This is a genomic window from Candidatus Poriferisodalis sp. (assembly GCF_965204195.1).
Classification (GTDB): domain Bacteria; phylum Actinomycetota; class Acidimicrobiia; order Acidimicrobiales; family Poriferisodalaceae; genus Poriferisodalis.
The window spans coordinates 3,611,382-3,623,436 of sequence record NZ_OZ241975.1; the positions used below are offsets into that span (position 1 = coordinate 3,611,382).

14 protein-coding genes are annotated in these 12,055 nt (G+C 67.1%); 4 read left to right on the plus strand and 10 right to left on the minus strand.

Annotation, left to right across the window (positions count from 1 at the left end):
• Positions 1–3: 3 nt before the first annotated feature.
• From ACOGI8_RS16355 to ACOGI8_RS16370, 4 genes are all read right to left on the minus strand, one after another.
• Positions 4–771, minus strand: a complete 768-nt coding sequence (locus tag ACOGI8_RS16355) for a menaquinol-cytochrome c reductase cytochrome b subunit (protein ID WP_419854846.1) — start codon at positions 769–771, stop codon at positions 4–6.
• 27 nt (positions 772–798) lie between these two features.
• Positions 799–1,515, minus strand: a complete 717-nt coding sequence (gene extP, locus ACOGI8_RS16360) for a selenite/tellurite reduction operon b-type cytochrome ExtP (protein WP_416246634.1) — start codon at positions 1,513–1,515, stop codon at positions 799–801.
• A gap of 147 nt (positions 1,516–1,662) precedes the next feature.
• The gene (locus ACOGI8_RS16365) at positions 1,663–2,079 is read right to left on the minus strand and encodes a 4Fe-4S dicluster domain-containing protein (protein WP_323671405.1); all 417 of its coding nucleotides are present in this window, start codon (positions 2,077–2,079) and stop codon (positions 1,663–1,665) included.
• An 11-nt stretch (positions 2,080–2,090) separates the two neighbouring features.
• Positions 2,091–2,525, minus strand: a complete 435-nt coding sequence (locus ACOGI8_RS16370) for a hypothetical protein (protein WP_419854847.1) — start codon at positions 2,523–2,525, stop codon at positions 2,091–2,093.
• A 344-nt stretch (positions 2,526–2,869) separates the two neighbouring features.
• Here ACOGI8_RS16370 and ACOGI8_RS16375 point away from each other — a divergent pair, with 344 nt between their 5' ends.
• The 4 genes from ACOGI8_RS16375 to ACOGI8_RS16390 all read left to right on the plus strand — a co-directional run bounded on the left by ACOGI8_RS16375 (position 2,870) and on the right by ACOGI8_RS16390 (position 6,569).
• Entirely contained in the window at positions 2,870–3,649 is a 780-nt protein-coding gene (locus ACOGI8_RS16375) for a c-type cytochrome (protein ID WP_419854848.1), read from the plus strand.
• Between the two features lie 9 nt (positions 3,650–3,658).
• A complete protein-coding gene (locus ACOGI8_RS16380; RefSeq protein WP_419854849.1) occupies positions 3,659–4,924 on the plus strand; it encodes a geranylgeranyl reductase family protein in 1,266 nt (421 codons plus the stop codon).
• A gap of 73 nt (positions 4,925–4,997) precedes the next feature.
• Entirely contained in the window at positions 4,998–6,164 is a 1,167-nt protein-coding gene (locus ACOGI8_RS16385; RefSeq protein WP_419854850.1) for an ATP-binding protein, read from the plus strand.
• A 177-nt stretch (positions 6,165–6,341) separates the two neighbouring features.
• A complete protein-coding gene (locus ACOGI8_RS16390; RefSeq protein ID WP_419854851.1) occupies positions 6,342–6,569 on the plus strand; it encodes a type II toxin-antitoxin system HicB family antitoxin in 228 nt (75 codons plus the stop codon).
• Positions 6,570–6,612: 43 nt separating this feature from the next.
• Here ACOGI8_RS16390 and ACOGI8_RS16395 read toward each other — a convergent pair whose 3' ends face one another.
• From ACOGI8_RS16395 to ACOGI8_RS16420, 6 genes are all read right to left on the minus strand, one after another.
• On the minus strand, positions 6,613–6,936 hold the full coding sequence (locus ACOGI8_RS16395) for a hypothetical protein (protein WP_419854852.1): 324 nt from the start codon (positions 6,934–6,936) through the stop codon (positions 6,613–6,615).
• 103 nt (positions 6,937–7,039) lie between these two features.
• On the minus strand, positions 7,040–8,329 hold the full coding sequence (gene hemL, locus ACOGI8_RS16400; protein WP_419854853.1) for a glutamate-1-semialdehyde 2,1-aminomutase: 1,290 nt from the start codon (positions 8,327–8,329) through the stop codon (positions 7,040–7,042).
• Positions 8,330–8,365: 36 nt separating this feature from the next.
• Positions 8,366–8,734: a clan AA aspartic protease gene (locus ACOGI8_RS16405; protein ID WP_419854854.1), complete on the minus strand. Its 369-nt coding sequence runs from the start codon at positions 8,732–8,734 to the stop codon at positions 8,366–8,368.
• Positions 8,735–8,871: 137 nt separating this feature from the next.
• On the minus strand, positions 8,872–9,735 hold the full coding sequence (locus tag ACOGI8_RS16410; protein WP_419854855.1) for a uroporphyrinogen-III synthase: 864 nt from the start codon (positions 9,733–9,735) through the stop codon (positions 8,872–8,874).
• Positions 9,732–10,607: a hydroxymethylbilane synthase gene (gene hemC / locus ACOGI8_RS16415; protein ID WP_419854856.1), complete on the minus strand. Its 876-nt coding sequence runs from the start codon at positions 10,605–10,607 to the stop codon at positions 9,732–9,734. Before hemC ends, ACOGI8_RS16410 begins: the two co-directional genes overlap by 4 nt.
• Positions 10,608–10,747: 140 nt before the next feature.
• Positions 10,748–12,007: a glutamyl-tRNA reductase gene (locus tag ACOGI8_RS16420; protein WP_419854857.1), complete on the minus strand. Its 1,260-nt coding sequence runs from the start codon at positions 12,005–12,007 to the stop codon at positions 10,748–10,750.
• Positions 12,008–12,055 lie beyond the last annotated feature (48 nt).

Below are 12,055 nucleotides of genomic sequence, written 5' to 3' on the forward strand. Positions count from 1 at the left end.
CTCCTACAGGTGGAAGATGCCGTGCAGACCGGTGTCCCACGGGTAGGTGAAGTTGAAGCCCTGCCCCCGGAAGAACGAGCCGATGATCACCAGCACTGCCCAGAACATGAGGTGGATCGTCTGGACCGAGATGGCGAACTTGCGGTCTTCGGGGCGCAGAGAGGGGTTCTTGTCGACGTAGGGGGCGAAGGCCAGCAGTATGAGCGCGACGCCGGGGATCGTCACGCCGGCGATCATCGGATCGAACATCGTGAGCAGTTCCTGCAGGCCCAGGAAGTACCACGGCGCCTTGGACGGGTTCGGCGTCTCGTTGTGGTTGGCGAGCTCGAGCAGCGGTGCGTTGATGAACAGCGAGAAGACCAGCGTGAAGGCCGTGATGAACAGCGCTGCGGTGAATTCAGCAGCCAGCAAGTGCGGCCAGACGTGGACCTTGTCGCCTGGGCTGGCCTTGACGTCCTGGATCGAGCCCGACTTGACGACCGTCAGCAGCCGGTGAGTGTTGCCTGCGGGCCCCGCCATGAGCGGCGGCAGAGCGGTGGCCACTCCCCCACCGCCAGCCGCGGGGCCGCCGGCCTGAGCCATGCCGGCAACTGCGGGTGCGCCGCCGGGCTGCTGGCTGGCTTCCAGCAGTGAACGAGGGATCGTGACACCGTCATCGTCGTCGGGCTGCGCGGCAGCCGGCGCCTCGCCTTCGCCCGGCGCGGGCGCGCCAGTTGCGCGGGCCCTGGCTTCGGCGCTGCGGCGCAGGAGGTGTTCGGGGATCTCAGTCATGCTGATGGTTCGGGACGGCCACGCTTCCTACAGCGGCCCCGAAATGCCTCCGTCCTTTCTCACTCGCCAGAAGTGGATCGCCATGAAGATGACGATGACAAAGGGGAGCATCAAGACGTGCAGCACATACCAGCGCAATAACGTCTCGGCTCCGATCTGTTGGCCGCCTAGTAGGACGAACCGGACTTGTTCGCCGAATACTGGCGTGAAGCCCATCATGTTCGTGCCCACCGTGACCGCCCACAGCGCGAGCTGGTCCCACGGCAGCAGGTAGCCGGTGAAGGCGAGCAGCAAGGTGAGCTGCAGCAGCATGACCCCGACGACCCAGTTGAACTCTCTCGGCGCCTTGTAGGCACCGTGGTAGAAGACGCGGGCCATGTGCAGGAACACCGTGATCACCATGAGGTGCGCAGCCCATCGGTGCATGTTGCGCACGAGCAGACCGAACGCCACCTGCGTGTGGAGGCTCTCGATGTCTGCCCAAGCCGCCGTGTCGGTCGGTCGGTAGAAGAACATCAGGAAGATGCCCGTGATCGTGAGCAGGATGAACAGGAAGAAGCTCAGACCGCCCAGGCACAGCGTGTAGCTCACCTTCACGGCGTGCCGCTTCACCTTCACCGGGTGAAGGTGGTACAGGACGCTGTTCATGATGACGTAGGACCGGTTCCGCGGGCTGTCGGTGTAGCCCTTGCGGAAGATCGACCCGGGCCGGAAGATCGAGGTCCAGAACTGGCTGTCCTGCATCCAATCGGCCGCCTGCTGCTGCGCGTTCTGGAGACGCTGCGGCAGCTTCGGCTTGGTATCGGGGGACTCGAGCGTGTTCGCCATATCTCTTCGATCTAGGTGGACCGGGTCGTTCGCAGTCTCAGCAGTACTGGCATTCCCGCCGGCCTACAGGCGCATCCCGTAGGCGTAACCGTGGGTGTGGGTGCGGCCGTGGACGTCGCCCGACGGCGGAGGGTTGTTGCTGACCCGCCCCAGCGTGATCACGCCGGTCGGGCAGCGGTCGACGCACAGTGCGCAGCGAGTGCACACGTCGTCGTCGATGATGAAGATGGCGTTGTCGGTGGGGTCGAGCCCCGGCAGATCCACACCGACGGCCTCGTCGACCGCCTCGGTGGACACGTACCAGATGCACTTCCACGGGCAGATGTCCACGCAGCCCTCGCACTGAATGCACTCGGACTGGTCGATGTTGATGAACTGCTTGGGCTTGACGGCCGCATCGAGGTATGAAGCGTCGACCTGCTGCAGCAGGTAGTCATCCCGGAACTTGGGCATCGGCGGGTTCGCGTCGTTCGCAGCCATTCGTCTTGCCCTCAGTTGCCCTTGACCAGTGGACGGCCGTAGTCGGAGATCGGCTCGGCGGCGGGTTGGGCCTTGTCGCGCTTCTGCCACCACATCGCCAGCACTGGCAGTCCGATGAACGCGATCAGGTGCTCGATGACGACCACGATGTCGCTGACCTTCTTGAGGTCGATGCTCATCGGCGGGAAGTGAATCGGCGAGGTCATGAACTGCCCATCCGTAACCAGGAAGCGCTCCACCGACCAGCCCCACTCGTTGTCGGTCAGGCGGATCCAGCGGTCGGGCACGATGCCGAACACCAGCAGCATCAGCATGAAGACGTAGGCGGCCCCGAGCATGGCTTCGCCCCAGGTAGTGGGACGGTCGGTCGGGCGGCGCTTGCCGTACCACACCAGCAGGTAGACCATCAGCGCGGTGACGAGGATCGATGTGACGAGTGCAACCACTCGGTGTTCCTCCCGCGTTCTCCCGTCGGCGTGTCAGGACTGTTGCGAACTGGCCCAATCGATAGTGCATCGAGTGCGTCAGCCGCAGCGAGACCGGGGCAAAGATTACCGGCGCCCCGGCCATGGCGCGTGATGTTCTAGCACGACAGCCAGCACTCGCCACAATTCGGGCTGACCCATTCGGACGGCCTCATCGGATGGCCCAATTGGGCGTGACAGTCTGCGCCATCAGCGCGGCTGCATGGCAGACTTGCGCCTCGGTGCGTTCGGGCGCGTATCGTGCCCTGCGAACTTGGCACTGCCGCTGTGCCAGAACCCCTGGGGGCGACCCCGCGGAGGATCCCGTGACCGAAGTTCCCGAGTACCTGCTGGAGCGCTCGCGACAGCGTCGCATCGCGCTGGGGGTGCTCGAAGACGACGGCAGCGGTGGCGGCGGTGATGCGGGCGCAGCGGCGCCCGCAGCCGGAGCAGCTGCGGCCGCTGGGCCTACCCAAGCCGAGATGATTGCTGCCGCGCGCGAGGCGGCACAGCTCGAAGTGGAGCCTGAGGCTCCGCCTGATCCGTCATGGGTGATCGCGGCCCAGACGCGGCATCGGATACCGATCTGGGTGCTGCCCGTGTTGTTCTGCCTGCCGCTGTGGGCGTTCGTGTACGTGAAGCTCACCGAGCCACCCCCCGAACCGATCACCGCCATCAACGAGGGAGCAACCACCTACGCAGTGAGATGCTCGAGCTGTCACGGCGGTGACGGCGCTGGTTCCGACGGGGGCTTGGTAGGGCGCCCGCTGTGGAACGGCGAGGTGCTGCTGACATTCCCGAGTCTGGACGACTCGTTCATCGAGTGGATCTCGGTGGGCTCCGAAGGGCTCGGGCTCGGGCAGGTTTACGGCGATCCCAACCGGCCCGGCGGCGCGCACATCTCGGGCGGCAGCGACAACGCAGCCGCCATGCCCGCGTTCGGCGATGTGCTCAACGAGCATCAGCTCTATTCAGTTGCGCGCTATGTACGCGAGGTGATCGGCGGTGAAGCGATCAGCGACGAAGTGGCAGCCGAGCGCGATGCCGAATGGGAACATCTCGGCGGCGGCGCCCTGTCCGGCGGCGGGGGTGGCGGCGGCCATTAGCGCCATGCCTTGAGCGAGACACTCGATTGCGATGTGCTCGTCGTGGGTGGCGGGCCAGCGGGCAGCGCTGCCGCGTACTGGCTGGCGCAGGCGGGACGCGATGTGCTGCTCATCGAGCGCTCGACCCATCCGCGCGAACGCGTCTGCGGCGATGCACTCACACCCGTCGCTGTGGGCGAGCTCATCGACATGGGCTGTGATCCGGGCGCTGCGCGCTGGCACCGGCATCACGGGCTGCGGATCACCGCCCACGGGCAGAGCCTTGAGGTGTCGTGGCCCCAGGGCGAGCAGTGGCCCGGCTACGGCGTGGTGGTGCGCCGGTCACGCCTCGACGCGCTGACGTTCGCCCGAGCACAGTCGGCGGGGGCGCGCGTGCTCATTGGCACGGAGGTCACAGCTCCGCTGATCACCGATGGTCACCTGCGTGGCTGCGTCGCTCAGGGCGGCAGCGGAGCGCTGCACGAGGACGTGGTTGCGCGCGCCCGTTACATCGTGATCGCCGACGGTCCGCGTTCGAACTTCGGCCGGGCGCTCGGCACCGTGCGAACGCGGACCTACGCGCAGGGACTGGCGATGCGCGCCTACTACCCCACCCCGCGCCACGCCGAACCGTGGATCGAGTCGGTCTTTGCGTTGGCCGATCGCGCCGGGAGCCAGCTGCCGGGTTATGGATGGGTATTCCCGGTGGGCGATGGCACGGCCAATGTGGGAGTGGGCTTGCTCAGCCATCACTACGGGAACGAGGCCATATCCCTAGAGCACCTCTTTGAACAGTGGACCCAGCAGGTCCCCGAGCACTGGGAGATCGATCCTGCCGGGCCTCGCAGCGAACCGGCCGGCGGTCGATTGCCGATGGGAGGATCGGTGCGCCCGCGCTCGGGACCGAACTGGGTGGTGGTCGGCGACGCAGCCGGCAGCGTCAATCCCTGGAACGGCGACGGCGTCGGCCCGGCACTGGCAACCGGCCGGCTGGCGGCCGAGGTCATCGGGCGGGCGCTCGACGCCGACGACGGACTCGAGCTGCGGCGGTACGAGGCTGTGCTGGCTGAGCGCTGGGAGCGGTACCACAATCTCGGCAGGCTGACGACCCGCGCGCTGGGCCGGCCCGGGCTGATGAGGAAGCTGACACAGCTCGCGATCCGCTCCCCCCGCATGGGGAACCTGGCCATGCGCGTCTCGACAGATCTGCTGCAGAGCCGAGCCGGTCCGCGCGGCCCCCGCGGCATCTACCGGGCAGCGGCGGGGATGGCGCGGCTCTGGCGCGACCGCACCTGAGCGCCATTGGCGATGCCTGCTGTGATGCGTTATGGCAAATTGTGCTTTAGATAATCATGATATTCTAAAGTTGATGTTTGAACGCAGATTGACATTGCCGGCGTCGGGCACTGAGACGTTCTTTCTGTGGGGGCCTCGACAGGCAGGAAAGAGCACGCTGCTGCGCCAGCAGTATCCCGACGGCGTGTGGGTGGACCTGCTCAAGGCCGACGATTTCCGCCGCTACGCCACTCGGCCCGAGCGGCTGCGCCAGGAACTCGAAGCAGCCAGCCCCGCTGGCCCGGACTCGACCCGCCAGGTCGTCATCGACGAAATCCAGAAGGTGCCCGCACTGCTCGACGAAGTGCATTGGCTCATCGAACGCCACCGGCTGCATTTCGCGCTGTGCGGGTCAAGCGCACGAAAGGTCCGCCACGGCGCGGCAAATCTGCTCGGCGGGCGGGCGTTGCGCTATGAGCTTCGCGGCCTCACCTCGGGCGAACTCGACGACGCGTTCAACCTCGACCGGATGCTCAATCATGGCTACTTGCCGCGCATGTACGAATCGGAACGGCCCCACCGCCTGCTGGATGCCTACATCGCCGATTACCTGCGGCAGGAGATCGCTGCTGAGGGCCTAGTACGCAATCTGCCTGCGTTCTCCGACTTCCTCGACGCCGCGGCCCTCAGCGACGGCGACCCCGTCAACTTCGCCAACATCGCCCGCGAATGCGGTGTCTCGGGACCGACGGCCAAGGCGCACTTCGGCATCCTCACCGACACGCTGCTGGCCCGTTGGCTGCCGCGCTGGCGGCGACGGGCGAAGCGCCGCCTGGCTGGGGCACCCAAGCTGTACTTCGAGGATGTCGGCGTGGTGAATCGCCTCGCCCGTCGCGGCACGGTCGAGCGGGGCTCAGACGCGTACGGCAAGGCGTTCGAGAACTGGGTGTTCCACGAGCTGTGCGCGATGACGGCGTACCACGAGACCGGCGAGGAGCTCAGCTACTGGCGGCTGCCCAGCGGCATCGAGGTGGACTTCATCGTGGGCGACATGCGTGTCGCGATCGAAGCCAAGGCCACCGCCACCGTCACCGCACGCCATCTTCGGGGGCTGCGCACACTCGCCGAGGAGCACGCTGAGCTACGCGCCCGAATGCTGGTCTGCCTCGAAGACCGGCCACGCCGCACCCACGACGGCATCGACATCATCCCCGCACACGAATTCGCCCGCCGCCTCTGGCAAGAAGGCCTAGCGCAATAGCACCTGAGCGTCGTCGTAGACAAACGATCCGACGGCGCTGACCTCGCCCTGGCGCGGTATCGTCTCTGGCGTACGCTCCTCGTCGGCCTCTCACGGAAGCTGCTTGGGGCACAGTTGCGGCGAGGCGGCACCGTATCGGTGCCGCCTCTGCATTCAGAGACGATTTTCGGATACCTGATGCTCGACGCCGACGGCCAGCAGGGAGATGCAGGCGTGCGGACCACGAAGATCGTCTACTGGCAAGAGCACGAGTGGTGGCTCGGCTACCTCGCGGAATTCCCCGACTATTGGACCCATGGGACGACGCTGGAAGACCTCGAAGAGCACCTGCGCGACCTTCACGCAGACCTGACGAGCGGTGAACTATCTGGGGTGCGTCACGTCGCCGATCTCACGTTGGCGTGAAGCGGACCGAACTGGTGAGACGGATCAACGCGACATGACCGCTTCACGAGGGCCCCGACAAGTCACTTCGGTAGTAGGCCATCAATTGAAGGGCAGACACTGGGACGAGCAGGATTCCGAGACGCGTAATGGTTGCCAGCAGGCAGGCGCCGATCACAATCAGGCTGATGCGGAGAACAACTGCGATTGCCTTGGCCGAGGCCACGAGTGGAAGTCCAACAATGCAGCCGACGATCCAGAACGCTGCTACGACCGCGCGTGGCGGATTGGACGGCGTAGGCGCATACGACACGGACGTTTCAGGAGCCTGGCCGACTAGGGGAAACACGGCATCCAAGTCGAGTTCGTCGCCTTGCACGATCAACATGTAGGCCGAGACCAGGACCCAATAGAAAAGTGCCGCCGATGTTGTCCAGCGCACTCCATTGGAACCCATGACCGCTACGGCGAGTGCCTGAGCGTCGGGTGCGTTAGGCCTGTGACGCGGCTGAGGCGGCCGTGGCGATGTCGGTGAGGGTTTCGTCGATGACGTCGAGCGTGTGGGCGAGGCTGACGAAGACCGCTTCGTAGGCACCGGGTGCGAAGGCCACACCGCGCCGGAGCAGCTCGGCGTGCAGGCGGGCGTAGGCCCGCTCATCGGTAGTGCGGGCATCGTCGTAGTCGGCCGGGACCCAGCCGGGCTCGACGACCGAGCCGCAATACAGGCCCACGAGCGTGCCGACCTGGACGACAGCGGCGTCGAAGCCTGATCGCGTCAGTGCTGCGCGCAAGCCGTCGGCGAACTGACCGGCGCGGGCCTCCAGCTCCGCATAGGCCGCCGGCGTGAGCTGCTCGAGCGCAGCGAGCCCTGCGGCGGTGGCGAGCGGGTTTCCGGACAGCGTGCCGGCTTGGTACACAGCGCCCGTCGGGGCCAGCGTCTGCATGATCTCGGACCGGGCTCCGAGGGCGCCGATGGGCAGGCCGCCGCCGATGACCTTGCCGAAGCAGGAGATGTCGGGCGTCACGCCGAATCGCTCGGCGGCACCGCCACGGCACAAGCGGAATCCGGTGATGACCTCGTCGAAGATCAGCAGTGCGCCCGATTCGTCGCAGGCGGCACGCAGGCCCTCCAGGAATCCGGGCACGGGCGGCACCACGCCCATGTTCGCCGCCACCGGTTCCACGATGACCGCCGCCACTCGGTCATCGAGCTCGGGGACCTCGTTGTACGGAGCGACAACCGTGTCAGCCACGCCGCTCGGCGGGACGCCTGCAGAGCCGGACAGGCCCAGCGTGGCGACGCCGCTGCCGCCTGCGGCCAGCAGCGCGTCAGCGTGGCCGTGGTAGCAGCCAGCGAACTTCACGATGCGGGACCGGCCGGTGTAACCCCGTGCGAGACGCACGGCAGTCATGGTGGCCTCAGTGCCGCTGCTCACCAGGCGCACTTGCTCGACACCGGTCGCAGCCTCAGCGATCCGCTCGGCAAGCAACACCTCGCGCCGCGTCGGCGCGCCGTAGGACGTGCCGTCGGCCGCCGCCTTCGCTACAGCTTCGGTGACCGCCGGGTGGGCGTGGCCCAGGATGATCGCCCCGTAGGACTGCACGAAATCGAGATACCGGCGGCCTTCGACATCGAAGACATACGGCCCTTCGGCTCGCGCAACGAAGTACGGCGTGCCGCCGACCGAGCCGAAGGCGCGTACGGGCGAGTTGACGCCACCGGGAATCACCCTGCGCGCAGCTTCAAACAGTTCGGCGTTCGTGCTGTTCGACCCGGTCACGGCCTCGCAGCGTACGCGAACCGGCGTCTGCCGCTGTCAGGCGGGGGCGAGGGATTTCAGCCGTATCGCGGAGAGGCGCTCGTTGCGCGGGTCTACTTCGATGCCAGCTGCCTCGAGCGCGGTCACACCGAGCAGCGGCTCAGTGTCGTCCTCCACAAAAACCACCTTGCCCGCGACTATCTCGTCCATGAACTCGATCTGGGCTACCCCGTGGTCATACGGCCGACGGCTGCCGTCGGCGAGTTCGTAGGTGCGGGTGCCCACCGGCGCTATGCCGATGGCTTCCAAGTGCTCGCGTGGCACCAGGGAATCTATGGCCCCGGTGTCCACGAGGAACTTGCCTTCCCAGGTTCGATCCGGTTCAGCCGGGTTCCTGATGGTGACGTTGACGTGTGTTGCACCCATGGGCAGTTTCCCTCGCTTGACAGGGCGGAACCCGACCAACCGGCCGGGGCGGCGCTGAGTCTCGCTTGCAGCGTCGCGGGGGTCCGTGGGATTTTCTGGTGTGCGCGTCATGGCACCAGTGTCGCGCTGCGCTCGCGTCAGCCATGCACAGCGGCGGCGACAGCGTCGACGAGTCCGGCATCGGTAGGACTCGCCGCGACGACCGCCACCGGCAGGTCGGCCTGGGCGCAAGCGGCTGCCGTGGTGCGCCCGATGCAGACCACTCGGCCGTTGACCAATGACCCCGCAGACGGCGGCGCGGAGGGCTCATTGAGCGACTGGCGCGGCGGCGGATCGTTGCCCGCCGCCGACAGATCACCGCCCGGCGGCGCGGCAGTGCTGGCCACTTGCGATAGGTGGCCTTGCACGGCGGAGGGTGAGGCGAACACCACGGCATCCGCGCTGGACACGTCGGCGGCTAGATGGTCAGACAGCGTGGGCGTCACAGTGCGATATGCGCTCACGGCATCGATGTTCCAGCCGCGAGCGCGCAGGCCGTCGACCAGATCGGGACGGGCCTGTGCCGACTGGGGCACGAAGCACCAGTCGTCTGGGCGGGGCTCAGGGAAGGCAGCGGCCAGCCCGGCAGCATCGTGCTGCTCGGGCACCAGCGTGACCGGACGGTTGATCTCGGACTCGACGCGGGCCGCCGTGGAGGGGCCGACGGCCGCTGTGCGGATACGCGCGAAGCGCTTGCGAACGCCGCGCCGGTCGGCGCGGGCGAACGTGGCCGCCACGGCATTCGAGGACGTGAACGCAACCCAGCTGTACTGCTCGAGCCGCAGCAGCGCGTCGTCGAGCGGTTGGCCGCCGTCGAGCGGGGGCACCACCGCTATGGCGGGAGCCAGCACCACGTTCGCGCCCCGCTCACGCAACGCTGCCGCGAGCGGCGCGGCTTGATGCGACGCCCTCGTGACGACGACGGTGCGGCCAGCCAGATCGGCAGCCATCGGGTCACTCATGGCGCTGTACGGTCCAGCAGTTCACGCGCAAGCGCCTCGCCGACAGCTTCCCCGTGCGGGCCTACGAGCGAGGCGCGCGCGATGGCACTGTCAAGCCCAGCAAGCATCGCTGACATCGCGATGTTGCCGTCTGCGTCGATGGTGGCGTGAGCGCCAGCGGGCAGTTCGCAGCCGCCGCCCAGCGTCCGCAGGAATGCTCGCTCGGCATGAACGCATCGTGTGGTCACTTCGTCGATGATCGCGCCGACAGCGGCAGCAGTGTCAGCGTCGTCAGAGCGGTGCTCGATCGCGATGGCACCCTGGCCGACTTGGGGCACGATCTCGTCGGGGCCGAATAGCTGTGCGACCCGGTGAGACTCGCCGAGACGCTCGAGTGCCGCCGCCGCCACGGCCACGGCATCGATGCCGGGCCGATCGGCTGCTGCGATGCGGCGGGCCATGTTCCCGCGCAAGCCGGTGAAGTGCAGATCAGGCCGCAAAGCCGCCAGCTGGCATTCGCGACGCTGCGAACCCGTGGCGATCAGGCCACCAGCGGCGATGTCATCAAGCGCCGCTCCGACGAGTGCGTCGCGCGCGTCGCCCCGCACTAGACAGCCTGCGAGCATCAAGCCCGGGGTCGGCTCAGACCGCATGTCCTTGGCGCTGTGCACGGCCATGTCGGCGCGCCCATCGAGTACTGCCGCTTGCACCTCGGTCACGAACACGCCCCTGCCGGACATCTCCGAAATCGGCGTGGACAGGTCGAGATCGCCGGTGGTGCGAACGGGCACGAGCTCGATGTCGCCCCGGGAAGCTCCGGCTGCCTCCAGCGCGGTGGCGACGGCACGCGCCTGCCAGGTTGCCAGCGGGCTCGATCGTGTCGCGATCCTCACGCGATCAAGAGGCTGAGCCAGCAGGCGAAGCCGTGGCCCGAGCGGCCCGTGAGCCCGTATCCAATACGAACTGGGAACAAGAGCGGGAAACAAGCAGGGTGACCACGGGACGGTGCACCTATCCGCGCATTACCGCAGATCTACAGATCGAACAGGTCGCGCACTGAGTCTGCGAGCCGGTCGCCCTTGGCCTTGCCTGCCGCGGACCTCAACGCCACGGTGGGCTCATGCATCAGCTTGTTGACGAGCGCGGCGGTCGCGCGCTCGAGCGCCTCGCGTGCGTCGTCGTCGAGATCGGGGTGGGCTGCCAAGGCGCGTTCGAGCTCGGATTGGCGCACTGCTTCGGCCTTGCCGCGCAGCGATTCGATGAGCGGGGCCATTTCCCGGGCGGTGCGGTCGGCGGAGAAACGCTCCGTCTCGTCAGCCAGGATCGATTCGACGGCCGCCACCTCGGCTTGCCGGCCCGCCTGACCGACCTCAGCAAATCGCGACAGGTCATCCATGTCGAGGAGGGTGACACCGGGAAGGCGAGCTACAGCCGGGTCGACATCTCGCGGCACGGCAATGTCCACGATCAGCAGCGGGCGACCGGCGCGTCGCTCAATGATCGCTCCGACGCTGGCGTGGTCGACGATCACCGAACTGGCACCGGTGGACGTCAGCAGCAGATCAACCTCGACCAACGCATCTTCCAAGCTTCCGAGCGGCAGGTGGTGGCCTCCGACCCGAGCTGCCAAGGCTTCGGCGTGCGAAGGCGTGCGGTTGGCTACCTGCACTGCTGCAGGACCAGCTGCCGCGAGCGCGACGATCATGCCCTCGGCCATTTCGCCGGCGCCCACGACGAGCACCTGAGCATCCTCCAAGGTGCCGAGGTGGTTCTTGGCCATGCTCACTGCCGCGTGGCTGATCGAAGCGGTCCCCCGTGCGATGCCGGTTTCGGTGCGTGCGCGCTTGCCGGCACTGATGCCGTGGCGGAACAGCTGGTTCAGGACTGCGCCCGTCGCGCCCTCGGTTCGTGCCGTGTCCCATGCGGTGCGGACCTGGCCCAAGATCTCATGCTCCCCGACCACGGCGGATTCCAGGCCGCTGGCCACACGGAACAGGTGACGCGCCGCGTCGTCGTCGTAGTGGACGTAGAGATGGTCGGACAGCTCGGCGGGCGCTGCACCCGACAGCGTGCAGAAGAAATCGCGCATCTCGCCGAACGCCGCATGGAATTTCTCGGCTACGACGTAAGCCTCGGTGCGGTTGCACGTGGACACGACGACGGCCTCGCTGACGTTCGCGCACGACGCGAGATCAGCAAGTCGTTTCGGCACGTCGGCGGCGGCAACCGTGCAGCGCTCCAATAGCTCAAGCGGTGCGCTGCGATGGCTCACGCCCATGACAACGATGGACACGAGGACTACCCAGGGTTCGGAAATGCGGCCCGCACAGTCTCGCCGATC